Source organism: Dryocola sp. LX212 (assembly GCA_041504365.1).
Lineage (GTDB): Bacteria > Pseudomonadota > Gammaproteobacteria > Enterobacterales > Enterobacteriaceae > Dryocola.
Window position 1 is genome coordinate 1,130,593 of the sequence record CP167917.1, and the last position, 23,030, is coordinate 1,153,622.

Below are 23,030 nucleotides of genomic sequence, written 5' to 3' on the forward strand. Positions count from 1 at the left end.
TTACGCCTCGTCGGCAGGGGCGTGATTGCGGCTTACCCACTCGATAAACTCTTCTCTCGGCAGCGCCTTGCTGTAGAGCCACCCCTGGCCGAACTGCACGCCCTGCTGGCGCAGCCACGCGGCCTGGCCCGCCGTCTCAATGCCTTCGGCCACCATCGCGATACTGAGCATTTTTGCCATCTCGATAATGTACGGCGTTACTTTTTTGTACTCCAGCGCGTCAACGAAGGACTTGTCGATTTTCAGCACGTCGACGTTCAGGTCCTGAACATAGCTGAGGCTGGAGTAACCCGTGCCGAAATCATCGATATAAATTGGGTGACCGGCCTGGCGGAACTGCTCGATAACGGGCGCCGTGAGCTTAGGATCGGAGAAGCCACGCTCGGTTATCTCAAAGGCAATTTGCTGCGGCTTGATGAAATATCTGGCCAGATAGGGGTGGATGATGGTCAGAACGCGGTTGCTGCGCACGTCGCAGGGCGCAAGATTAAGGGAGATGTGGTGGCCCGGATGGGTGTGAAGCCAGTTCCCCATTTCGGAAAACAGCTTATCAATCACCTGTTCGGTGATGGTGGTTATCAGGCCGGTCTCTTCGGCCAGCGGGATGAAAACGTCAGGGCTCAGCGAGCTGCCGTCGGGCATCTGCCAGCGCAGCAGAATTTCTGCCCCCACGCATTCACCGGTCTGTAGCGCCACAATCGGCTGGTACTCCACGGAAAATTCATCGTTTTTAATGGCATCTGCAATACGCGCCTGGGGTGACTGCAGCCGCCGCAAGAGGCGGGTAATAAACAGTCCCGCAGCAAGGCTAAACCCTACGCCAATGGGCAGCCAGACCAGCAGCTGTTCATACCAGCCCTGGCGCAGGGGCGCCCAGGTAATCATAGCCAGGCCCAGATTCTCCTCGCGGCGAATAAAATAGGCTGAGCCCTGATATTCATAGCTCCGTCCGCCCTTCTTTATCTGCGTCGCCCACGCGTTCGGGAGAATGGGGAGGCTGCTGGCAATCACCTGATTGCTGTTCAGGCCGATCATGGCGATATTCATCGTCTGGCCGCCGTAGGGGATCACGTCGATAAAAGAACCAGGATCGATGGCTGCTATGTGCGGCGGCTTGCCGATGTAGATCATCGTGCGCCTGAAGCCCAAATCGGTATTGTTGGTATACCAGGCGCTGAATCCTTCTCTGCCGACCTTATCCGGGTCGCCAATATACTCGCCGTCGCTGTACTCCTGAAATGAGGAGCACTGGATATGACCGTCTTTTTCGAAAAGGATTTCCTGAATATAACGATAGTTCAGCGCCACGCGACGCATAGCCTGCACGTGGGCACGAGAGCAGGTTGAATCGTTGCCCTGGTTTATCTCTTCGACGGCGGCGGTAGACTGAGCGATAACCCGGCTGGTGCGAACCAGCGCGCGGGCGGCGAAATCGTCCAGCTCCGCATGAAAGACCTGGTTTGCCTTATAATGGGCGAGATAAATACTCAGCAGAATAGGGAGCATCACCGCCAGGATCAGCACGCCATTGACAAGGCCAACCAGTTTTCTGTTTGCCATCGATTATGTAGTCCGAACAAAAAGGCTTGGTTTTTAATGGTGTTTAATATTCAGGCTAAGTCTAGCCCAGCCAGGGGGGGATGATATGTTCCACCGCAAAGGAAAGTCGTGAAAAGCGTGAATTGAGAAGGCCATGAAAAAAAGTGAGTTTGTGACCCAGGATCTGCTCAGCAAAGTTTACCAGCGCAGCGGTAAGACGTTAAATAAGCTGCCGTCTGAAAGGCAGCTTGCTGAGATTTATGGCGTTTCTCGCTTCACCATTCGCCAGGCGCTGGTGCTGTCGTTTGTTCTGACCACGCTGCTGGTTCGCGAAAAATCCTAACGGCTATCGGCGGTGCTTTGCACAAGCTGCACCAGCACTACCAGGCTAATAATGGTGCCTGCCGTCACCTGATTACTAAAGCGCTGATAGCCGTAGCGAATGGCTAAATCGCCCAGGCCGCCGCCAATTACGCCCGCCATCGACGAAAAACCTATCAGCATAACCACCGTTAAGGTGATGCCCGCAATGACCGCCGGAAGAGCTTCCGGAAGCAGGACTTTGCCAATCACGTGCCACGCGTTACCACCCATCGATAAGATCGCTTCGATGCGGCCTTTGTCCACTTCGTCCAGCGAGCTTTCAACCACGCGCGCAAAAAACGGGAACGCGCCGATGGTTATCGGCACCACGGCGGCGGTGCTGCCGAGGGTGGTGCCAACGATGATGCGCGTCAGGGGAATTAACGCTATCAGCAATACAATGAACGGCAGCGAGCGGCCAACGTTAATCACGCTGCCCAAAATCTCGTTCGTGCGCGGGGCGGGCAAAACGCCATCCCGCCGCGTGATAAACAGCAGGACGCCGAGCGGCAGGCCAATCACATATATAGCGTGTCCAGCGAACCTTCCAGCAGCAGTGTCCATAAATCTTCCCAGCTCAGGCTACTTCGCATAACAGTCTGCCTTCCACGCTGTGACGTTGTAAAAATGCCTGCTCTGCCTGGCGGTCCGGCAGAAGGGCTCTGCGCAGGCGGGAATAAGGATCGACCAGCAAATTAGCCAGCGGGCCGGGCGTCTCACGGGCCAGCACCGGCGGGAGCGCGTACACCGGCACCACGGCGTCCAGCTGCGCGTCGCGGAAGAACGCGATGGGCAGGCGCTCTTCGTCCGGCGGTGGCGAAACGACGCGGTGCACGGTGGCGCGCAAATACCCGTTGGCTGCAAGTTCCAGCAGTTCGCCAATATTGACCACAAAGCTGCGGGGGAGCGGCAGAGCGTCCACCCAGCTGCCGGGCGTAACCTCAACCTGTAAACCTTTTTGCCGATCCTGAAGCAGGAAGCTCAGGAAATCGGAATCTTTATGCGCGCCTACCCCCTGGTCGCAGTGGGTGGCGTGCTGGCCGGGATAGCGGATTAACTTGATGTGCTCATTCGGTTTGCTGCCGTACAGCGCATCAAAGCTGTCGTGGGCAGGGCCAGCGCTTCGACGAAGGCCTGCAGCAGCGTAAGCTTAAGCTCCGGGAGCGCTTCCGGCCATAAATTCGAGCCCTGCAGGCGCTTCCAGGCTGGCTGACCCTCAGCGTGTTCTACTGCCGGGCGTTCAGCGCCCAAATCGAACTGTTCTCGCCAGCCCGCAGCCGCGAACTGTTTATCCGCAGCTTTATGCATCGCCTTGCCGATTTAAATCACAATATCAGCCGGCTTTCTGCGGGGGGCGCCGATCTGACTCAACGCCTTGAGCCAACGAGCAGCCCGGAATTCAACGCCATTATCAACAGCTTCAACGGGGTGATCGGCTACCTGCAAGATATGCTGCGTCAGGTCGGGGAGAGCGCGCATGCGATAACTTCCGCTTCGCACCAGATTGCCACCGGCAACTAGGATCTGTCTGCCCGTACAGAAGAACAGGCGAGCTCCATTGAGCAAACCGCGGCTTCCATGGAAGAGCTGACCAGTACGGTACGCCTGAATGCGGACAACGCAGCCCATGCCAACAAACTGGCTCATGAGGCTTCCAGCGTGGCGGAGAAGGGCGGAGAAGTGGTAAAACAGGTCGTCAGCACTATGAATACCATCCAGCATTCGTCCGGCAAAGTGGTGGATATTATCAGCGTGATTGACAGCATTGCTTTCCAGACCAATATCCTCGCGTTGAATGCGGCGGTAGAGGCGGCGAGAGCCGGAGAGCAGGGCCGGGGCTTTGCCGTGGTGGCTGCCGAGGTGCGTAACCTGGCCCAGCGTTCCGCACAGTCAGCAAGAGAGATTAAAACGCTGATCGAGGCATCGGTGAGCAATATAAATTATGGAACCGATCTGGTGACCCAGGCGGGAAGCACCATGGATGAGCTGATGGGGGGCGTGCGCAACGTCGCTACCCTAATGGGGGAGATCATGTCTTCCAGCCGCGAGCAGAGTACCGGCATCCAGCAGGTGAACCAGGCCATCAACCAGCTTGACAGCACCACCCAGCAAAACGCGGCGCTGGTGCAGGAGGTCTCTTCCGCTTCGCTCTCTATGTCCGAACAGACCCGCCAGCTCGAACTCGTTGTCGCCAGCTTTAAACTCTAATCTTTTCGGGCACATAGCCATGTGCCCGTTTTTCCTTCATCGAATCCTCTTGCTTTTCAGGCATCGTGCCCTTACTTTATTGTTATGTTATAACGTATCGGAGTTAGCGAAATGAGACGCGATATTCATCCTTTCTACCGCACCGTGGTGTTCCATGACACCAGCGCCAACGAGTACTTTAAAGTTGGCTCAACCATTAAGACGGACCGGGAAATAGAGCTCGACGGGCAGACCTTCCCCTATATCACTGTTGAGGTTTCATCTGCTTCCCACCCACATTACACGGGCAAGCAGAGAAGCCTGGACAAAGAGGGCAGCCCGGCACGCTTCCAGCAGCGTTTTGGACGATTCTTCGGCAAGGAGGCTTAAGGCATGAAGGTGTTGAACTCACTGCGCAGCGCGAAGCAGCGCCACCCGGACTGCCAGATTGTGAAGCGTAAAGGCAGACTGTACGTGATTTGCAAAAGTAACCCGCGTTTTAAAGCGGTGCAGGGCAGGAAGAAAAGAAAGTAGTTTGAGAAACCCGGGGCGACCTGGGGTGAGGCGCCCTCTGGGAACCTCACCCCAGGTTTCCTCTTAAATTGTGCCGGGGCTATCAGGCGCGAGAAAGAGAAAAGATATCGTAGAACGACAGTTCCCCTTTGCGGGTCAACATCGTGTGCAGCACTGATTTCTTCTGATCTTCTACCTTCGGAGATTGCAGGATCTTTTCTATTAACTGCGGCGGCACGTTACGCGTGTTGTACCACTCGCCGTTATAACAGACCCGCAGGTCAAGCACGTCGATATCGCTGTAGTGGTAGCGCGGGTTTACGTCGAAGAAGAAAAAGCCGTTCAGCAGGATAAAGAGCACGTTTAGCAGCCAGACCGACCCGGCAAGGGTGTCCGACTGCATCATTACGATAAGCGTGGCCAGCCAGCCAATCCACATGCCGATAAACAATCCCGGATGCTTACGAATAAAGCTGATGCTAAAGCGCGGGCGGTTGTCGCGTTTCTCGACGACGTTGAGCTGTTCAATCGTATCGTTTAGCAGGCGCTGGATTTCGGTCATGGGAAGCCTTCTTATTGCTGTTAGGTCCGCTGCCACCAATGTGACGACTCTATTTTAAGAAGCCGCCCGTCTGCAAAAAAGTAACAGATTGCTCAAAATTAACCATAACAGTTAGCGGCTATGTTCCCTTAGAGCGTTTTGATTACCCGGGCCGGATTACCGGCCACTACGCAGTTTGCCGGGACGTCTTTAGTCACCACCGCACCGGAACCCACCACCACGTTATCGCCAAGCGTCACGCCGGGGTTAATTACCGCCCGGCCACCAATCCAGACGTTATGGCCAATGGTAACCGGTTTTCCCAGTTCGACACCGCTGTTACGCGTTTCGGCATCCAGGGGGTGGGTGGCCGTATAGATATGCACACCGGGGGCGAGCATGCAGTTGTCGCCGATATGCACCGGGCAAACGTCCAGGATTACGCAATCGAAATTAGCGTAGAAGTTGTTGCCCAGAAAAATATTGTAGCCGTAGTCGCAGCGGAAAGACGGTTCAATATAGGCATCGTTGCCGCTGCCGAGCAGATCCTTCAGCAGCGCTTTACGGACCGCTGTTTCATCGGGTTCGGTATGGTTATAGCGGTGGATGAGATGGCGGGCTTTTAGCCTGTCAGTTCTGAGCTGGTCATCGGCAGGGGAGTAGTATTCGCCTGCAATCATTTTACGCTTTTCTTCACTCATTGCGGTTTCGTCTCGTCGGGATGGAAACCTCTACCGTAAACGAAAATGCAAGCTCAGCAGAGGGAACGTTCCCATATCGTGCGAGCGATCACATATTCTCCTGACTGTCTCAACTGGCAGCGAGCATCTGGGTTAGTTCACGGGGAAGGGGACAAACCATGTTAATGGAGCGAGTATCAGGATGAGTATTACTCAACATAAACATGGCTGACTAATTATCGGCCAGTGTACTAAAAATGAACAAAGGTGTTGCGAGGTATTAACGGATAAATTTCCATACGGAAGGCGGTATCTTATCGTAAAGTTTATTCATGGTAAGTTCAGCAAGACGATGATCGGCTGCTGAATAAAAGACCGCCAGTTCGTTATCTGATAATTCGTATTTATTCTTTTCAATCACTCTTTCTAACGTATCAATTGTCTGACAACGTCGCAGACGCATCAAATAATCAGTTTTCGTTAAGGGTTTTGTTGTCATGAATTCACCTTAAGTATTTGTAATATTTTTAAAAGGAGAGGCTTACGGGGTTAGCGCGACTCTCGCTGACGAAACAGCGGAACAATCGATTACCAGACTTACGCCATTTTTGCAGTTCCTGTGCGTTGATGCCGTAGTTGCTAAAAAGCATGAAGGTGTCATCGAGGTATTCGTCAATTTGCTCAATCAATTTGCTGTCGTCAGCATACTTAATCTTGTAATTAAGCGCGAAGGCAGCAATGTGCTCAATCAATTCATTAAGCTGTAAGTTAATGGCCGATGTAGGATCATTGACCCAACCGTGATTACTCTCTCCAAGGTTGGCAAGGCAATCATGATACAGGTTTTCGCACAAGAATTTAAGCTGTGCGATATCATGCCGTTTTGGTGAGTATTCGTCCATAATTCAGCCCCTTTTATCGATGAAATTTGATAAACAAAACGCACTGGGGGGACACACCTTGAAGAGGTGGGAGCAATTACAACGACTAATCCATAGCCATTACTATAAATCAATTCGTGGAAGATTTCCTCGGCCTATTACTAAAAATTACAATTCAGACTTTAATACCAGCGAGTCCGGCTGCAGGTGGCAGGCGAAGGCGCTGAAATTAGCTGCACTAAGCAATGTCTTAATTGTTAATGGTCCTGAACTAACCCTGATATCAGTACGTTAGCTGATTAAAAAAGGGCAAATGTTAAAACTATTACTGCACAGCGAAGCGATGAGAATTTTCTTATTATAAGTCTGCTGTCGTTGTCCTGGTGCGAAAAATCTAATTTTAAATAAGAGCCTACAGTTTTTTTGCACTGAAAGCATTCATCAGGCAATTAGGAAAGGCCACTGAAAGAGTCAGGGAAGTCTTATATAACACATTACTTGTAGGGCTAATGGAAAGAAAAAGGCCGCTTTCGCGGCCTTTGAATAACGTATAGCTAGGGTTAGTGATGATGCTCGACCGGATGCGTGTGCTCCAGGTCTTCAGACTTGCGGCTGAAGCGGCGGCGTACCACCACGAAGAACACAGGCACGAAGAAGATCGCGAGGACAGTTGCGGTAATCATACCGCCCATGACTCCGGTACCAACGGCGTTCTGTGCACCACTACCCGCGCCGGAGCTGATGACCAGCGGCATTACGCCGAGGATAAACGCCAGTGAGGTCATCAAAATAGGACGCAAACGCATACGTACCGCTTCCAGCGTTGCCTCGATCAGCCCTTTGCCTTCTTTCTCCATCAGGTCCTTGGCGAATTCCACGATAAGTATCGCATTCTTCGCCGACAGGCCAATGGTTGTCAGCAGGCCCACCTGGAAGTAAACGTCGTTGGTCAGCCCACGGAAGGTCGCGGCTAACAGCGCGCCGAATACCCCAAGCGGAACAACCAGCATGACCGAGAACGGAATTGACCAGCTCTCGTACAGTGCGGCCAGACACAGGAATACGACGATTAACGAGATGGCATACAGGGCAGGGGCCTGGTTACCAGACAGACGTTCCTGATAGGACATACCCGTCCAGTCATAACCGATCCCGGTAGGCAGTTTGCCCGCCAGCTCTTCCATCAGGTTCATCGCTTCACCGGTACTCTTACCCGGAGCCGCCTGACCCAGGATTTCCATGGATGGCAGACCATTGTAACGTTCCAGACGCGGTGAACCGTATTCCCAGTGCGCGGTAGAGAACGCGGAGAATGGCACCATCTGACCGGTAGAGCCGCGAACGTACCAGTTGTTGATATCATTTGGCAGCATACGGAATGGCGCATCGGCCATCAGATACACTTTCTTCACGCGACCACGGTCGATGAAGTCGTTCACATACGAGCCGCCCCATGCTGCACCCAGCGTGGTGTTGATATCGCTGATTGAGACACCCAGCGCCTGCGCTTTCTCCTGGTCGATATCCACTTTGAACTGCGGAGTATTTTCCAGGCCGTTAGGACGCACGCCGACTAACAGATCGGGGTGTTGGGCTATCTCACCAAACAGCTGGTTACGCGCCTGGGTCAGTTTTTCATGACCAAGGTTCGCCTGGTCAATCAGCTGGAAGTCGAAGCCGGTAGCGGTACCCAATTCAACGATGGCCGGCAGGTTAAATGCCAATACCATACCATCTTTGATTTTTGAGAAGGCCGCACTGGCTCTGGCAGCAATTGCCGGAACCTTGTTCTCTTCACCCGGACGCTCATCCCAGTCTTTCAGAGAAACGAACGCCAGACCGGTGTTCTGTCCACGGCCCGCAAAGCCGAAGCCGTTTACGGTAAACACCGAGTTAACGTTGTCTTTCTCATTCTTGAGATAGTAATCCGTTACCTCGTCGAGCACCTTCTGCGTACGTTCCTGAGTCGCACCAGCTGGAAGCTGGGCCATCGTCAGGAATACGCCCTGGTCTTCATCTGGCAGGAAGGAGCTTGGCAGACGTACGAACAGGAAGGCCATGCCCACGACGATCAGCAGGTACAGCAACAGATAACGACCGGTGCTACGCAGGATGTTACCGACGCTGTCGGTATAGTGATGCGTGCTCTTGTCGAACATGTTGTTAAACCAGCCGAAGAAGCCTTTCTTCTCGTGGTGTTCACCTTTCGCAACCGGCTTGAGCATGGTGGCGCACAGGGCTGGTGTCAGGATCATTGCTACCAGCACGGAGAGCACCATTGCCGACACGATGGTAATAGAGAACTGACGATAGATGGCACCCGTTGAACCGCCGAAGAAGGCCATCGGGATAAATACCGCCGACAGCACCATGGCGATACCCACCAAGGCGCCCTGGATCTGCTCCATCGATTTACGCGTCGCTTCTTTTGGCGGCAATCCTTCTTCCACCATCACGCGTTCAACGTTTTCTACTACCACGATGGCGTCATCTACCAACAGGCCTATCGCCAGCACCATGCCGAACATCGTCAGGGTGTTTATCGAATAGCCAAAGGCGGCAAGGATGGCGAAGGTCCCCAGCAGTACCACCGGTACCGCAATCGTTGGAATCAGCGTGGCCCGGAAGTTCTGCAGGAACAGATACATTACGATAAATACGAGCACGATGGCTTCAACGAGGGTTTTCACTACCTCTTTGATGGAGATTTTAATGAACGGCGTGGTGTCGTATGGATAAACAACTTCCAGACCAGCCGGGAAGAACGGTTTAAGTTTTTCAACGGTGGCACGAACCGCGTTAGCGGTATCCAGGGCGTTAGCACCTGTTGCCAGTTTAATACCCAGACCAGACGCAGGCTTGCCGTTAAAGCGAGCGATAACGTCGTAGTTCTCACCGCCCAGCTCAACTTTTGCCACGTCTTTCAACAGTACGCGAGAGCCGTCCTGGTTCACCTTTAGCAGAATTTTGCTGAACTCATCGGCAGATTTCAGACGGGTCTGCGCAATGATAGAGGCGTTAAGCTGCTGACCCTTGACCGGTGGCGTCCCCCCTAACTGGCCGGCTGCAACCTGGGCGTTCTGCGCTTTAATAGCCGTAATAACGTCTACCGGCGTCAGCTGGAAGTTATTTAGTTTGTTCGGATCCATCCAGATACGCATCGCGTACTGCGCACCAAACAGCTGAACGTCACCCACGCCAGACGTACGGCTAACCGGGTCTTTAATGGTTGCGCCAACATAATCCGAGATATCTTCCTGGGTCATGGAACCATCGGTATTGATCATACCGAGAACCATCAGGAAGCTACTGGAGGATTTCTCAACGCTAACGCCTTGCTGCTGGACTTCCTGCGGTAACAGCGGCATTGCCAGCTGCAGTTTGTTCTGCACCTGAACCTGCGCGATGTCTGCATCGGTACCAGAATCGAAGGTAATGGTTATCTGGACGGTACCAGAGGAATCACTGGTAGAGGACATATACAGCAGGTTATCGATACCGTTCATGTTCTGTTCGATAACCTGGGTAACAGTATCCTGTACCGTTTTCGCATCAGCACCAGGGTAGGTGGCTGTGATCGAAATGGCCGGTGGCGCAATGGTTGGATATTGCGCGATGGGCAATTTCATGATCGCAAGCCCACCCGCCAACATAATAATGATGGCGATAACCCAGGCAAATATGGGGCGATCGATAAAAAACTTAGCCATGTCTTAACGGCTCCTGTTTAAGTTAAGACTTCGTTTGTTCGGACTGAGCGCCTGCGGCTGGCTGCTGTTGAGCGTTATTTTCAGCTGCGACTTCCTGCGCTTTCACCTGAACACCGGGTTTAATTTTCTGCAAACCGGTTATGATAACGCGATCGCCATTATGCAAACCATCTGTTACCAGCCACTTGTCACCAATAGCCTGAGAGGCCGTTAGCTGACGCATTTCGACTTTGTTATCTTTGCCCACAACCATGGCTGAAGCTTCACCACGCGGGGTACGCGTTACGCCTTGCTGAGGAACCAGCAGCGCGTCCGGGTTAGTTCCTTCTTCCAGTTTTGCTCGTACGAACATGCCTGGCAGCAGAGTTTTATCCGGGTTAGGGAAGATGGCTCGCAGGGTGATAGAGCCAGTGGTCTGGTCAACCGTCACGTCGGAGAATTCCAGAGAGCCTTCCTGAGAGTAGGTTGAGCCGTCGCTGGTCACTAACTGAACCTTGGCTTTGCCGTTTTCCTGTTTCAGTTTGCCGGAGGCCAGCTCCTGCTTAAGGCGCAGGAAATCGTTGCTGGACTGGGTAACGTCCACATAAATCGGGTCCAGCTGTTGAACGGTAGACAGCGCGGTGGTTTGCCCGCTGGTGACTAACGCACCTTCAGTGACGGAAGATTTACCAATCCGGCCGCTGATAGGGGAGGTGACTTTGGTGTAAGCCAGGTTGATGCGAGCTGTTTCTACAGCGGCCTTCGCAGCGACGACAGCAGCGTTTGCCTGTTGAGAATCGGCAAGAGCGGTATCGTAATCTTGTTGACTGATGTATTTAGTTCCCAAAAGTTTCTGATAACGAGCCAGCGTAATTTTTGAGATATTGGCGCTAGCCTGGGCTTTTGCCAGGTCGCCTTTAGCGCTGTCGTAGGCTGCCTGATACGTGGCAGGGTCAATTTGATAAAGCGAGACACCCGCTTTGATTTCACTACCTTCCTCAAAGTTACGCTTTAGGATTATGCCGCTTACCTGCGGGCGAACTTCTGCAATACGGTAGGCACTGGTACGGCCTGGAAGCTCTGTCGTTATCTGTAATGGCGCGCTCTTCAGAGTAACCACACCCACTTCAGGGGCCTGCGGCGCACTCTGTTGGGCCTCTTTTTCGTTACATCCTGTAAGCGCTAAGCTGCCTGATAGCATCAGAACGGCCGCCAGAGGCGTAAACCCTCTGTTTTTGTTCATAAGTAAACCTCGAGTGTCCGATTTCAAAGTTGTTCAATGGATCAAGTGTCCACAAACCCATTGCTGCGTTTATATTATCGTCGTGCTATGGTACATACATTCACAAATGTATGTAAATCTGACTCCAGTAAATTCCGCGACATATGGCACGAAAAACCAAACAACAGGCACTGGAAACCCGCCAACACATCCTCGATGTAGCCATTCGCTTGTTCTCGCAGCAGGGCGTTTCTGCTACATCACTCGCGGACATCGCCAAAGCGGCAGGGGTAACCCGTGGAGCTATCTATTGGCATTTCAAAAATAAGTCTGATTTATTTAATGAAATCTGGGCGCTAACAGAGTCCAGTATTGGGGATCTTGAGACTGAGTATCGGGCAAAATTTCCTGACGATCCACTCTCCGTTATCAGAGAGCTGCTAATTTACATATTACAGGCAACGGTAAAGGAAGAGAGACGTCGGCTGATGACGGAGATTATCTTCCATAAATGCGAATTTGTTGGCGAAATGGCGGTTTTACAGCAGGCAAGACGCGCCCTTTACATGGAAGCGAATGAGCGGATTGAAATGAGCCTGCAGCGCTGTATTGATGCCGGATCGCTCCCCGAAGACCTGCGCCTGACCCCGGCTGTGATCCTGCTGCGCAGCTACATTACAGGGCTGATTGAAAACTGGCTTGTCGCCCCGGACAGCTTCGATCTGCATGGCCAGGCCAGGGATTATATCGCTATTCTGCTGGAAATGTTCCAGATGTCGCCCACGCTGCGCGCGACGGCCTGCTCCGTCGGCTAATTTTTAGAGTATGCCCGGCTTGCCAACTTAAGGTTCGCTATTCGGCACAGGCAAGGCGTGATGTTCTCCCCACTCCTTATGATGGCTTGTTTCGACCACCTCCCCGAACAACACACCCATGACTAAGCAGCAAACTTTCTTATCGCGACTTTTCGTCGTCCTGATCCTGCTTTGCGGCACACTTTTCCCGGTTTATTCCGCACTGGCGCAAAACAATGGCGATCCACCTACTCGTGCCGACGTTCAAAGCCAGCTCTACGCTATCAACAAGCAGAAAGACCTGACGCCGGATGAAAAGCTCCAGCAAAAAGATCTGACCGAAACCCTGGAGACGCTCGATAAAATCACGCGTATCAAACAGGAAACCGTGGCCCTGAAAACGCAGGTGGCACAGGCGCCGGAAAAACTGCGCCAGGCTACGGATGCGCTTAACTCGATCAGCACCGAGAATGACGATGTTCAGACGCGTGCGATGCTGGCTTCGCTCTCTTTACGGCAGCTGGAATCTCGCGTCTCCAGCGTGCTGGACGATCTGCAGGCCGCGCAGAACGATTTGTCGGCTTACAACAGCCAACTGGTGTCGCTGCAAAAGCAGCGGGACTACACCACTGCCCATATCAACCAGCTCGAGCACTCTTTGCAGCTTTTGCAGGAGGCGGTTAATAGCAAGCGTTTAACACTGACCGAAAAAAACGTGCAGGAAGCGGTAACGCCAGACGAGGCTACGAGCATCCAGAACAACCCGCTGGTGCGTCAGGAACTCGAAATCAATCATCAGCTCAGCCAGCGCTTAATCACCGCAACCGAGAACGGCAATAATCTGGTGCAGCGCAATATTCGCGTGAAAAACTGGCTCGACCGCGCTCTGCAATCCGAACGCAATATTAACGAACAAATCTCCGTTCTGAAGGGGAGCCTGCTCCTGTCGCGCATTCTCTATCAGCAGCAGCAGACCCTACCGTCGGCGGATGAGCTCGAAGATATGACCAACCGCATCGCCGACCTGCGCCTGGAGCAGTTTGACGTTAACCAGCAGCGCGACGCGCTCTTCCAGAGCGATGTTTTCGTCGACAAGATAGAAGAAGGACATAAAGCCGAAGTGAACGACGATGTGCACGACGCGCTGCTGCAGGTTGTAGACATGCGTCGCGAACTGCTGGACCAGCTGAACAAACAGCTCGGCAACCAGCTGATGATGGCCATCAACCTGCAAATCTACCAGCAGCAGCTGGTCAGCGTGAGCACGTCGCTGCAGGCCAAGCTTACCCAGCAAATCTTCTGGGTAAACAGCAACAAGCCGATGAACTGTGAGTGGGTCAAAGCCTTCCCCGGCGCGCTGCACGCGCAGCTCAAAGGCATAAAAATTGATTTCAGCCTCAAGAAGGTGCTCGACGGGCTCTTCGTTTCGCTATTTACAGCGCTGCCGCTCCTGCTGATAGCCGGGCTTATCCGCTGGCGCTTCCGGTGGATTGACAAAAAGCTGGAGAAGCTGGCGGCGGACGTCGGCCAGCTGCGCAGCGACAGCCAGCTCAACGCCCCAAAAGCCATAGCGTTTAACCTGCTTAAAGTCCTGCCTGCGACGCTTGCCATTCTGGCCGTGGGGCTGGTTGTGCTGTTTATGCAGACCAGCAACAGCGATCTGCTGTGGAGCTTTGCCAAAGAGCTGGCGCTGTTCTGGCTGGTCTTTGGCCTCACCTGGCAGGTGCTGGGGACAAACTGCATGGCCGTTACCCATTTCAACATGCCGGAGCAGCTGACGCGTCATTATCGCCGTCAGATTGTGCGCATCAGTCTGGCGCTGCTGCCCCTGCTCTACTGGTCAGTCGTGGGTGAGCACTCACCGCTGCACCTGATGGACGACGTGCTCGGCCAGTTCATGATTTTCCTGAACCTGCTGCTGATTACCGCGCTGGTCATCCCGATGTGTCGCGACAACTGGCGTGACAAAGAGTCGCATACGATGCGCCTGGTGACCATGACCGTGCTGTCCATCGTACCGATAGCGCTCTGGCCTGCTGGAAGTGCTGGTGCTTTCACGGCTCAAAATGCGTCAGGGGGCCTCCTACGCCATTACCACGATCATGAATTACACCATCATCGTGATTGGTGCGATGACCGTCTTTGGCTCGCTGGGCGTCTCCTGGGATAAACTCCAGTGGCTGGCGGCAGCGTTATCAGTCGGCCTTGGATTTGGCCTGCAGGAGATCTTCGGAAACTTCGTCTCTGGCCTGATCATCCTCTTCGAACGTCCGGTGCGTATCGGCGATACGGTCACCATCGGAACCTTCTCCGGCAGCGTCAGCAAAATTCGTATTCGTGCGACGACGATTACCGATTTTGACCGTAAGGAAGTGATCATCCCGAACAAAGCTTTCGTTACGGAAAGGCTGATCAACTGGTCGCTCAGCGATACGATCACCCGCGTGGTGATCCGCCTGGGCGTGGCCTACGGCTCCGATCTGGATAAGGTAAAAGAGATCCTACTCAAAGCCGCCCACGATCACCCGAAGGTGATGCACGATCCGGAACCGTCAGTCTTCTTTACCACCTTCGGGGCGAGCACCCTGGATCACGAGCTGCGCCTGTACGTGCGTGAGATCCGCGATCGCAGCTACACCGTGGATGAGCTAAACCGCAATATCGACAGGCTGTGCCGTGAAAACAACATCAACATTGCCTTCAACCAGCTGGAAGTGCATTTGCGTAATGAAAAGGGCGATGAGTTTACGGAAGTAAAGCGCGATACGCTTAAGCCTGCGGGCGGGGATATCACCCCCGCGTAAAAGATGCGTCAGCGGGAAGAGGGCTCTTCCTGCTGCTTGCGCAGAAAGTCCTGGCGGACCATCTCCAGCGCGCTCAGCACGGTGGCCGCCGGGATCTCATGCTGTTCAAGCAGCATGATCAAATCCACGGCAAGTTTCACATCATCCGGTGCGTTATCCAGGGACATAGTCTTTTTCCTTAGTGACCAAATTGACGAACTGATAAAGAGTTTAGTTGGCGAGGCCGCGCTCGCGGCGTTCAATGGCGCGCTCTATTCGCGCGATCGCCTGTCGGCAGCGCTGTAAACGCCCTTCCTGAGCGGCAATCTCCCGCTGGAGCTGCTGCTGACCGGCAAGCGTCGTCTGGATCCCCAGCTGGCTCTCTCGGTCGCCGATCATCGCCTGCAGGCGACGCTCATAATCCTGGTGGGTCGACAGCTTTTCATACAGATTCTCTGGCGCAGGCTTCTGCGGTTCGCTGGTGCGTAATTTCCACGTTGCCAGCTCCCGCTGCAGCGCAGCAAGCTGTGCGACCAGCTTCTCTGCCAGGAAAGCAACCTGCTCCGTGCGGCCTGTTTTCACGCTAAGCTGTAGTTGAGCGAGGTTGGCCTGAGCTTCCGCGAGATAATCTTTCAGCTGGGTACTGTGAGTATTGAACAGCTGTTTATCGAAGCGGGCCTGCGAGGCGCGCTGCAAAGAAAGTGGCTCGATGGCTGCCGCCAGTTCCGCGACGCGTGCATCAAGAGCTTGTAAGAGCGAAGCGGTTTTCACAAAATGACTCTCCAGTGGCAGCGCGGTGTTCGCGCCAGTTTATTCCAGGAATGGGTATGCAACGGACTATTTTAATCATCATCGGTTGGCTGGCGGTAGTCCTCGCGACGTTTGGCGTGGTGCTGCCCCTACTGCCGACCACGCCGTTTTTGCTGCTGGCGGCCTGGTGCTTTGCCCGCTCGTCGCCCAGGTTTCACCACTGGCTGCTTTATCGCTCATGGTTCGGCGGCTATCTGCGCCACTGGCATAAGCATCGGGCTATGCCGCCGGGGGCAAAACCCAAGGCCATGATATTTATCGTGATAACCTTTGGCGTCTCTCTTTATCTGGTCAACATTCTTTGGGTGCGGCTATTCTTGCTGCTGATGCTGTGCGCGCTGCTCATCTTCATGTGGCGCATGCCGGTAGTTGACGAAAAGCAACAAAAACCCTGAACCGCGCTTGCGGGAGTTGCAAATGTGCGCGCCAGCCAGTAAATTCGACCGTTTTCGAGCACGGGTGCGGCTGGTTAAATTTTGGGCTGCGGTTCAATCTTAACCTACAACGCGCTCGGTGAGTTTCATGTTTTTAGCAGGCATTAATTATGACCGCGACCGCGCAGCAGCTTGAGTATCTGAAAAATAGCATCAAAAGTATCCCTGATTACCCAAAGCCGGGGATCCTGTTCCGTGACGTTACCAGCTTGCTGGAAGATCCGAAAGCATACGCCCTCAGCATTGAACTGCTGGTAGCGCGCTTTAAAGACGCCGGCATCACTAAAGTGGTGGGTACCGAAGCACGTGGTTTCTTGTTTGGCGCACCTGTTGCGTTAGCACTTGGCGTTGGTTTTGTACCGGTGCGCAAACCGCGGAAACTGCCACGCGAAACCATTGCTGAGAGCTACGAGCTGGAATACGGCGCCGATCAGCTCGAGATCCACGTCGATGCGATCCAGCCGGGCGATAAAGTGCTGGTGGTGGACGATCTGCTGGCAACCGGCGGCACCATCGAAGCAACGGTTAAGCTTATCCGCCGCCTGGGTGGCGACGTGACCGACGCGGCCTTTATCATCAACCTGTTTGATATCGGCGGCGAGCAGCGCCTTGAGAAAATGGGCGTTAACAGCTACTGCCTCGTCCCTTTCCCGGGTCACTGAGTCCTGAAAAAACGGAGGATGGTGCCTTCGCTTATCCATCTCACGGCTCCGCATCCCGCAGCATACAGGCCTCGCCCACCGGGTGGGGCTTATGTTAGCATTACCCCCTCACATTCACCTTTCCCGCGATCAAAGAAGCCAATCTGAGAATGAGCTACCAGGTCTTAGCCCGCAAATGGCGCCCACAAACTTTTGCTGATGTTGTCGGCCAGCAACACGTGCTGACCGCGCTGGCTAATGGTTTGTCGCTGGGCCGTATCCACCATGCTTACCTTTTCTCCGGAACGCGCGGCGTGGGGAAAACCTCCATTGCCCGACTGCTGGCGAAAGGACTGAACTGTGAAACCGGTATTACCGCCACGCCCTGCGGCGTGTGTGATAACTGCCGCGAAATCGAACAGGGGCGCTTTGTCGATCTGATAGAAATCGATGCCGCCTCACGCACCAAGGTAGAAGATACCCGTGACCTGCTGGACAACGTTCAGTACGCACCGGCGCGCGGCCGCTTCAAGGTCTATCTTATCGATGAAGTGCACATGCTCTCCCGACACAGCTTTAACGCGCTGTTGAAAACGCTGGAAGAGCCGCCTGCACACGTCAAATTCCTGCTGGCGACGACGGATCCACAGAAGCTCCCAGTCACCATTCTTTCCCGCTGCCTGCAGTTCCACCTCAAAGCGCTGGACGTCGAACAGATCCGCCATCAGCTTGAGCATGTGCTCGGGGAAGAGAAAATCACCAGCGAACCGCGAGCGCTGCAGCTGCTGGCACGCGCCGCAGACGGCAGCCTGCGAGACGCGCTAAGCCTCACCGATCAGGCGATTGCCAGCGGTGACGGGCAGGTGACCACCACTGCGGTAAGCACCATGCTGGGCACGCTCGACGACGACCAGGCGCTGTCGCTGATTGAGGCGATGGTGGGTGCCGACGGCGAACGCGTGATGGCGCTACTCAATGACGCCGCCGCCCGCGGCGTGGAGTGGGAAGCCTTATTAGTTGAAATGCTCGGTCTGCTGCACCGCGTGGCAATGGTGCAACTCTCGCCAACGGCCCTGGGCAGCGACATGGCGGCCATTGAACAGCGCATGCGTGAGCTGGCCCGTACTATTCCGCCTGCGGAAGTTCAGCTCTATTACCAGACGCTGCTGATGGGCCGCAAAGAGCTGCCGTGGGCGCCGGACCGCCGCATGGGCATCGAAATGACGCTGCTGCGTGCGCTGGCGTTCCATCCGCGCAAACCGATGCCGGAGCCTGAACAGCCTCGTACAGTAGCGAGCATACCGGTTGTTAATCCGGGGTCTCCACCTCCGAGACAGCAGGCCGCGCCGCCACCGGTGCAAAGCGATGCCCCGCTGCCGGATGCCACCAGCCAGATACTGCAGGCGCGAACACAGTTAATGCGCCAGCAGGGAGCCCAAAAAGCAAAAAAGAATGAGCCGGCGGCGCCAAATTCAGCGCGGCCGGCAAAAAACACCGCGCTGGAGCGCCTTGCATCGGTTACCGAGCGGGTACAATCCCGCGCCACGGCTATAGTTGAAGAGAAGCCGGAAGCTAAACCTGAAGCGTATCGCTGGAAGTCGCAAAACGTCGCTGATGAAGTTGTTGAGCCCGTAGCGACGCCGAAGGCGCTCAAGCGAGCGTTGGAACATGAAAAGACCCCTGAGCTTGCTGCAAAGCTCGCCCAGGAGGCCATTGAACGTGACGCCTGGGCAGCTGAAATCAACCAGCTGGTGCTGCCGAAACTGGTGCAGCAGCTGGCGCTGAACGCCTGGAAAGAGCAGGATGGCCCGCGGGTGTGCTTGCATCTGCGGGCCAGCCAGCGTCATCTTAATTCCCCGTCCGCGCAGAAGGCGCTGACGGACGCGCTGAGCGCCCACGCTGGCGAAACTGTTGAACTGACTATTATTGAAGATGATAATCAGGCGCAGCGAACGCCGCTGGAATGGCGTCAGGCCATCTACGAAGAGAAGCTGGCGCAGGCGAAAGAGTCTATGAGTGCGGATAACAACATCCAGACGCTGCGTCGTTTCTTCGACGCGGAGCTTGATGAAGACAGCATTCGTCCAATTTGACAGGTCCGGCGCGTCCGGCCTGTTGTAAACCCTGATAGCCGCTAACCGCGTTGTGCGCGTCGGCGGCCCGAGCGAAAGAGAGAAGATTATGTTTGGAAAAGGCGGTGGTCTGGGTAACCTGATGAAACAGGCCCAGCAGATGCAGGAAAAAATGGCCCAGGCTCAGGAAGAGATCGCTCAGATGGAAGTCACCGGTGAATCCGGCGCGGGTCTGGTTAAGGTGACCATCAACGGTGCGCACAACTGCCGCCGCGTGGAAATCGACCCAAGCCTGATGGAAGACGACAAAGAGATGGTTGAAGACCTGGTTGCTGCGGCCTTCAACGATGCGGCCCGTCGTATCGGCGAAGCGCAGAAAGAGAAAATGGCCGGCGTCTCCAGCGGTATGCAGTTGCCGCCAGGCTTCAAAATGCCGTTCTGATGACCAGTGGATGACGCACTGCTTTCCGCCCTACGGTTGGTTACGTAGGTCGGATAAGCGCAGCGTCATCCGAAAAAACGTCCTGAATTACTCCTCTTCAAACCCCGCGTAGCTCTCCACCAGAAAATCAATTAGCGCCCTGACCGCCGGTAACTGACCGCGCCGGGAAGGAAACACCACGTGAATAATCTCCCGCCTTGCCCGCCAGTCCGGCAGCAGGTGCACCAGCTTACCCGCCGCTATATGCTCGTTTAACATCAGCTTTGGCAGCTGCACTATTCCCACACCGGCGACCGCCGCGCTGCGCAGCGCGATCATATCTGTGGTAATAAACCTTGGCGTGTGATGAAGAATGACTTCCTGCTGATTTGGGCCATACAGGCACCAGCGGTAAACCTGCTGGGGCTTGCTTAAGGCGAGGCTCGGCCAGTGTTGCAAATCTGCCGGGGAATCAGGCTGTCCGAGTCGCGCCAGCAGCTCCGGGCTTGCCACCAGGCACATCCCTCTGTCAGCAAGCTTGCGCATCACCAGCTCGCTGTCTTCGAGCGGCAGGGGGCGTACGCGAATGGCCAAATCCACGTTTTCATTCAGCACATCCACCTGACGATTCGTCTCTTCCAGCTGCACGGTCACCTGCGGGTAGCGCGCCATAAAGCGCGCCAGCATCTCGCCCACGTGGACGTGAAGCAGGGTGATGGGGCACGCCAGACGAATCAGGCCGCGTGGCTCCGACCGCAGCGTGTCAATCGCCTCCTGAGCCGCCTCCGCCTCGATCATCATCGCTTTACAGTGGCGATAAAAAATCTGCCCCGCTTCGGTGACCGTAAAGCTGCGGGTCGATCGCTGGATTAAACGCGTTTCCAGCCTCTCTTCCAGCAGCGCAATGCGCCGGCTAAGGCGCGATTTCGGAATGCCAATGGCCCGGCTGGCGGGCGAAAAGCCACCGTGATCAACCACCTGCACGAAATACCAAAGATCGTTTAAATCCTGCATCTTATTGTCCTGTTTATAGAACGCTGATTCCATTTTTCCAGTCTACCGGACCTGGTGTCTTGTGAGTAAGCTTTATCCATCAGATACAGCATTCACTGGAGAGAAAAAATGAAATCGATTCTTGGCGTCTATTCCGCCCCGGCTTCCCATTGGGTTGGCGACGGCTTCCCGGTTCGTTCGCTGTTCTCTTATGCCAAATTCGAGAAGCAGCTCAGCCCGTTCCTGCTGCTGGATTACGCAGGCCCGGCAGATTTCAAGCCGAGCAACAAAGGGCAGCGCGGCGTGGATCAGCACCCGCATCGCGGCTTCGAGACGGTAACCATCGTCTATAAAGGCGAAGTGGCACACCGGGATTCAACCGGCAGCGGCGGGGTCATCGGTCCGGGCGATGTACAGTGGATGACCGCCGGCAGCGGCATTCTGCACGAAGAGTTCCACTCTCCGGCGTTCAGCGAGAAGGGCGGAACCCTGGAAATGGTGCAGCTTTGGGTGAACCTGCCTGCGAAGGACAAAAACGCGCCCGCTGGCTATCAGTCCATTACGGATGCGGATATTCCAGTGGTGACGTTGCCCGACGGTGCCGGTGTGGCACGGATCATCGCCGGTGAAATGGACGGGCAGAAAGGCCCGGCAAGAACCTTCTCGCCGATGCGTATTCTCGACCTGCATCTGAGCGCCCACGGCGTTACGCAGCTAACCCTGCCGGATGGCTGGAACACGGCGCTGGTGGTGCTGAAAGGCACCGTACAGGTTAACGGCCAGGAAGTGGTGCGTGAAGCACAGCTGGTGGTGCTGGATGCCAAAGGCGAAGGCGTAACAATTGAAGCCAACAATGATGCCGTGGTTCTGGTGCTGAGCGGCGAGCCGCTCAACGAGCCGGTGGTGGGTCACGGTCCGTTCGTGATGAACAGCCGTGAAGAAATTAACCAGGCTATTGATGACTTCAACCAGGGCCGCTTCGGCCAGTCCATTGCTTAACCCATAACGGCTATCGCCCGATAGCCGTTTCTTTTTACGAAAGGATAAATACTATGATGCCTGCAAACTTTAACGGTCAGATCCCTACTATCGACGCTAACGATGCGGTAATGCTGCTTATTGACCACCAGAGCGGGTTGTTCCAGCTGGTGCACGATATGCCGATGCCAACGTTACGCACCCACGCAACCGTCCTCGCAAAAATTGCGACGCTTGCCAACATTCCGGTTATCACGACGGCCTCCGTGCCACAGGGCCCGAACGGCCCGCTGATCCCGGAAATTCATCAGTATGCCCCTCACGCCCAGTACGTTCCCCGCAAAGGCGAAATCAACGCCTGGGACAACCCGGATTTCGTCGCGGCGGTGAAAGCAACCGGGCGCAAAACGTTAATCATCGCGGGTACGGTGACCAGCGTCTGCATGGCCTTCCCGGCGATAAGCGCGGTGGCGGAAGGTTTTAAAGTCTTCGCCGTGATTGACGCCTCCGGCACTTACTCGAAAATGGCTCAGGAAGTTACCCTTGCGCGTATAGTCCAGGCAGGCGTAGTGCCAATGGATACCGCAGCCGTCGTAGCGGAGATTCAGCACACCTGGAACCGTGACGATGCGATGGAGTGGGCAAACCTGTGGGGCGGCGTCTTTATCGAGTACGGCCTGTTGATGGAAAGCTACCAGAAAGCGCAGGACGTGGTGACCAATCAGGAGCAGCTCGATTCACAGCGCGGCTGATTTTATCCCCCTGTGCGAGCCGTCGCGCAGGGGGAATATCTTTTTCTATACCCGCCCGCGGCGCTAATGTTAGGCTATGCCCCACTGTTTTTTTAGAAGCCTGAGCGATGCAAACCAGTCCTTTACTCACTGCCCTTATGGAATCCCTGCGCTGCCTGCCGGGCGTTGGCCCTAAGTCCGCCCAGCGCATGGCTTTTGCCCTGCTGCAGCGCGACCGCAGCGGCGGCATGCGTCTTGCCCAGGCGCTGACCCGCGCCATGTCTGAAATTGGCCACTGTGCGGATTGCCGTACTTTCACCGAACAGGAAGTTTGCGCCATCTGCAACAATCCTCGTCGGCAGGAAAACGGTCAGATTTGCGTGGTGGAAACCCCGGCGGATATCCACGCCATCGAAGCTACCGGGCAGTTCTCCGGCCGCTATTTCGTCCTGATGGGGCACCTTTCGCCGCTCGACGGTATCGGCCCGGCTGACATTGGCCTGGAGCGTCTGGAAGAGCGCTTAGCCAACGAAAGTATCAAAGAGATTATCCTCGCCACTAACCCGACGGTGGAAGGCGAAGCCACGGCGAACTATATCGGCGAACTGTGCGGTCAGTACGGCGTGGATGCCAGCCGCATTGCCCACGGCGTGCCGGTCGGCGGCGAGCTGGAAATGGTAGACGGCACCACGCTGTCCCACTCTTTGGCCGGTCGCCACAAGATTACTTTCTGAGCAAACGCGGGAGGATCCTCTTCT

At 55.0% G+C, this 23,030-nt stretch carries 20 protein-coding genes, 5 pseudogenes and 1 other annotated feature; of the genes and pseudogenes, 13 read left to right on the plus strand and 12 right to left on the minus strand.

The window, feature by feature from the left end; all coding sequences use genetic code 11:
- The gene (locus ACA108_05385) at positions 1–1,560 is read right to left on the minus strand and encodes an EAL domain-containing protein (protein XEX96971.1); all 1,560 of its coding nucleotides are present in this window, start codon (positions 1,558–1,560) and stop codon (positions 1–3) included.
- A gap of 133 nt (positions 1,561–1,693) precedes the next feature.
- Between ACA108_05385 and ACA108_05390 the strand changes: the two are divergent.
- Positions 1,694–1,834: pseudogene (locus ACA108_05390) on the plus strand (GntR family transcriptional regulator).
- 44 nt (positions 1,835–1,878) lie between these two features.
- On the opposite strand, the pseudogene ACA108_05395 reads toward ACA108_05390, so the two are convergent.
- A pseudogene (locus ACA108_05395) lies at positions 1,879–2,483 on the minus strand (methionine ABC transporter permease).
- A gap of 122 nt (positions 2,484–2,605) precedes the next feature.
- Positions 2,606–3,171, minus strand: a pseudogene (locus tag ACA108_05400) (2OG-Fe(II) oxygenase family protein).
- Between the two features lie 18 nt (positions 3,172–3,189).
- On the opposite strand from ACA108_05400, the pseudogene ACA108_05405 reads away from it, so the two are divergent.
- From ACA108_05405 to ykgO, 3 genes and pseudogenes are all read left to right on the plus strand, one after another.
- A pseudogene (locus tag ACA108_05405) lies at positions 3,190–4,110 on the plus strand (methyl-accepting chemotaxis protein).
- Positions 4,111–4,221: 111 nt separating this feature from the next.
- Positions 4,222–4,479, plus strand: coding sequence for a type B 50S ribosomal protein L31 (locus ACA108_05410; protein XEX96972.1), 258 nt, complete (start codon positions 4,222–4,224; stop codon positions 4,477–4,479).
- A 3-nt stretch (positions 4,480–4,482) separates the two neighbouring features.
- On the plus strand, positions 4,483–4,623 hold the full coding sequence (gene ykgO, locus ACA108_05415; GenBank protein ID XEX96973.1) for a type B 50S ribosomal protein L36: 141 nt from the start codon (positions 4,483–4,485) through the stop codon (positions 4,621–4,623).
- Between the two features lie 82 nt (positions 4,624–4,705).
- On the opposite strand, the gene ACA108_05420 is transcribed toward ykgO, so the two are convergent.
- From ACA108_05420 to acrA, 6 genes are all read right to left on the minus strand, one after another.
- Positions 4,706–5,164 (minus strand): YlaC family protein, encoded by a 459-nt coding sequence (locus tag ACA108_05420; protein XEX96974.1) that lies wholly within the window; start codon positions 5,162–5,164, stop codon positions 4,706–4,708.
- A gap of 128 nt (positions 5,165–5,292) precedes the next feature.
- Entirely contained in the window at positions 5,293–5,844 is a 552-nt protein-coding gene (maa, locus tag ACA108_05425) for a maltose O-acetyltransferase (protein ID XEX96975.1), read from the minus strand.
- A 259-nt stretch (positions 5,845–6,103) separates the two neighbouring features.
- Positions 6,104–6,322, minus strand: coding sequence for an HHA domain-containing protein (locus tag ACA108_05430; GenBank protein XEX96976.1), 219 nt, complete (start codon positions 6,320–6,322; stop codon positions 6,104–6,106).
- A 28-nt stretch (positions 6,323–6,350) separates the two neighbouring features.
- Positions 6,351–6,725: an Hha toxicity modulator TomB gene (gene tomB / locus ACA108_05435; protein ID XEX96977.1), complete on the minus strand. Its 375-nt coding sequence runs from the start codon at positions 6,723–6,725 to the stop codon at positions 6,351–6,353.
- Positions 6,726–7,264: 539 nt separating this feature from the next.
- Complete coding sequence (acrB, locus tag ACA108_05440) at positions 7,265–10,414, minus strand: multidrug efflux RND transporter permease subunit AcrB (protein ID XEX96978.1); 3,150 nt, start codon at positions 10,412–10,414, stop codon at positions 7,265–7,267.
- Positions 10,415–10,436: 22 nt separating this feature from the next.
- Positions 10,437–11,636 (minus strand): multidrug efflux RND transporter periplasmic adaptor subunit AcrA, encoded by a 1,200-nt coding sequence (acrA, locus tag ACA108_05445; protein ID XEX96979.1) that lies wholly within the window; start codon positions 11,634–11,636, stop codon positions 10,437–10,439.
- Between the two features lie 143 nt (positions 11,637–11,779).
- Between acrA and acrR the strand changes: the two genes are divergently transcribed.
- Positions 11,780–12,430, plus strand: coding sequence for a multidrug efflux transporter transcriptional repressor AcrR (gene acrR, locus ACA108_05450; GenBank protein ID XEX96980.1), 651 nt, complete (start codon positions 11,780–11,782; stop codon positions 12,428–12,430).
- Positions 12,431–12,548: 118 nt separating this feature from the next.
- A pseudogene (locus tag ACA108_05455) lies at positions 12,549–15,213 on the plus strand (mechanosensitive ion channel domain-containing protein).
- An 8-nt stretch (positions 15,214–15,221) separates the two neighbouring features.
- Here ACA108_05455 and rsmS read toward each other — a convergent pair.
- Together rsmS and priC are read right to left on the minus strand one after the other, a co-directional pair.
- Complete coding sequence (rsmS, locus tag ACA108_05460) at positions 15,222–15,380, minus strand: pleiotropic regulatory protein RsmS (GenBank protein XEX96981.1); 159 nt, start codon at positions 15,378–15,380, stop codon at positions 15,222–15,224.
- A gap of 43 nt (positions 15,381–15,423) precedes the next feature.
- Positions 15,424–15,963: a primosomal replication protein PriC gene (gene priC / locus ACA108_05465; GenBank protein ID XEX96982.1), complete on the minus strand. Its 540-nt coding sequence runs from the start codon at positions 15,961–15,963 to the stop codon at positions 15,424–15,426.
- Positions 15,964–16,019: 56 nt separating this feature from the next.
- Between priC and ACA108_05470 the strand changes: the two genes are divergently transcribed.
- The 4 genes from ACA108_05470 (at position 16,020) to ACA108_05485 (ending at position 19,591) form a co-directional block, all read left to right on the plus strand.
- Positions 16,020–16,397, plus strand: a complete 378-nt coding sequence (locus tag ACA108_05470) for a DUF454 family protein (protein ID XEX96983.1) — start codon at positions 16,020–16,022, stop codon at positions 16,395–16,397.
- A 149-nt stretch (positions 16,398–16,546) separates the two neighbouring features.
- Positions 16,547–17,098 (plus strand): adenine phosphoribosyltransferase, encoded by a 552-nt coding sequence (gene apt / locus ACA108_05475; GenBank protein ID XEX96984.1) that lies wholly within the window; start codon positions 16,547–16,549, stop codon positions 17,096–17,098.
- Between the two features lie 149 nt (positions 17,099–17,247).
- Positions 17,248–19,170, plus strand: a complete 1,923-nt coding sequence (dnaX, locus tag ACA108_05480) for a DNA polymerase III subunit gamma/tau (protein XEX96985.1) — start codon at positions 17,248–17,250, stop codon at positions 19,168–19,170.
- Positions 18,503–18,567: a sequence feature (DnaX frameshifting element), on the plus strand. It overlaps the preceding gene by 65 nt.
- 88 nt (positions 19,171–19,258) lie before the next feature.
- Positions 19,259–19,591 (plus strand): YbaB/EbfC family nucleoid-associated protein, encoded by a 333-nt coding sequence (locus ACA108_05485; GenBank protein XEX96986.1) that lies wholly within the window; start codon positions 19,259–19,261, stop codon positions 19,589–19,591.
- A gap of 87 nt (positions 19,592–19,678) precedes the next feature.
- On the opposite strand, the gene ACA108_05490 is transcribed toward ACA108_05485, so the two are convergent.
- Positions 19,679–20,584 carry a LysR family transcriptional regulator gene (locus ACA108_05490; protein XEX96987.1) on the minus strand — a complete coding sequence of 302 codons (906 nt, stop codon included), beginning with the start codon at positions 20,582–20,584 and terminating at the stop codon, positions 19,679–19,681.
- A 108-nt stretch (positions 20,585–20,692) separates the two neighbouring features.
- Between ACA108_05490 and ACA108_05495 the strand changes: the two genes are divergently transcribed.
- The 3 genes from ACA108_05495 (at position 20,693) to recR (ending at position 23,006) form a co-directional block, all read left to right on the plus strand.
- Positions 20,693–21,562: a pirin family protein gene (locus ACA108_05495; protein ID XEX96988.1), complete on the plus strand. Its 870-nt coding sequence runs from the start codon at positions 20,693–20,695 to the stop codon at positions 21,560–21,562.
- Between the two features lie 53 nt (positions 21,563–21,615).
- Positions 21,616–22,293 carry a hydrolase gene (locus ACA108_05500; GenBank protein ID XEX96989.1) on the plus strand — a complete coding sequence of 226 codons (678 nt, stop codon included), beginning with the start codon at positions 21,616–21,618 and terminating at the stop codon, positions 22,291–22,293.
- Between the two features lie 107 nt (positions 22,294–22,400).
- On the plus strand, positions 22,401–23,006 hold the full coding sequence (recR, locus tag ACA108_05505; protein ID XEX96990.1) for a recombination mediator RecR: 606 nt from the start codon (positions 22,401–22,403) through the stop codon (positions 23,004–23,006).
- Positions 23,007–23,030: the final 24 nt, after the last annotated feature.

Coding starts and splice junctions, on each gene's coding strand:
- recR (XEX96990.1), top strand. CDS start 22,401: ATGCAAACCAGTCCTTTACTCACTGCCCTTATGGAATCCCTGCGCTGC.
- ACA108_05420 (XEX96974.1), bottom strand. CDS start 5,164: ATGACCGAAATCCAGCGCCTGCTAAACGATACGATTGAACAGCTCAAC.
- ACA108_05495 (XEX96988.1), top strand. CDS start 20,693: ATGAAATCGATTCTTGGCGTCTATTCCGCCCCGGCTTCCCATTGGGTT.
- ACA108_05470 (XEX96983.1), top strand. CDS start 16,020: ATGCAACGGACTATTTTAATCATCATCGGTTGGCTGGCGGTAGTCCTC.
- dnaX (XEX96985.1), top strand. CDS start 17,248: ATGAGCTACCAGGTCTTAGCCCGCAAATGGCGCCCACAAACTTTTGCT.
- acrA (XEX96979.1), bottom strand. CDS start 11,636: ATGAACAAAAACAGAGGGTTTACGCCTCTGGCGGCCGTTCTGATGCTA.
- acrR (XEX96980.1), top strand. CDS start 11,780: ATGGCACGAAAAACCAAACAACAGGCACTGGAAACCCGCCAACACATC.
- ykgO (XEX96973.1), top strand. CDS start 4,483: ATGAAGGTGTTGAACTCACTGCGCAGCGCGAAGCAGCGCCACCCGGAC.
- ACA108_05500 (XEX96989.1), top strand. CDS start 21,616: ATGATGCCTGCAAACTTTAACGGTCAGATCCCTACTATCGACGCTAAC.
- apt (XEX96984.1), top strand. CDS start 16,547: ATGACCGCGACCGCGCAGCAGCTTGAGTATCTGAAAAATAGCATCAAA.
- tomB (XEX96977.1), bottom strand. CDS start 6,725: ATGGACGAATACTCACCAAAACGGCATGATATCGCACAGCTTAAATTC.
- ACA108_05430 (XEX96976.1), bottom strand. CDS start 6,322: ATGACAACAAAACCCTTAACGAAAACTGATTATTTGATGCGTCTGCGA.
- ACA108_05485 (XEX96986.1), top strand. CDS start 19,259: ATGTTTGGAAAAGGCGGTGGTCTGGGTAACCTGATGAAACAGGCCCAG.
- rsmS (XEX96981.1), bottom strand. CDS start 15,380: ATGTCCCTGGATAACGCACCGGATGATGTGAAACTTGCCGTGGATTTG.
- acrB (XEX96978.1), bottom strand. CDS start 10,414: ATGGCTAAGTTTTTTATCGATCGCCCCATATTTGCCTGGGTTATCGCC.
- ACA108_05410 (XEX96972.1), top strand. CDS start 4,222: ATGAGACGCGATATTCATCCTTTCTACCGCACCGTGGTGTTCCATGAC.
- maa (XEX96975.1), bottom strand. CDS start 5,844: ATGAGTGAAGAAAAGCGTAAAATGATTGCAGGCGAATACTACTCCCCT.
- ACA108_05490 (XEX96987.1), bottom strand. CDS start 20,584: ATGCAGGATTTAAACGATCTTTGGTATTTCGTGCAGGTGGTTGATCAC.
- ACA108_05385 (XEX96971.1), bottom strand. CDS start 1,560: ATGGCAAACAGAAAACTGGTTGGCCTTGTCAATGGCGTGCTGATCCTG.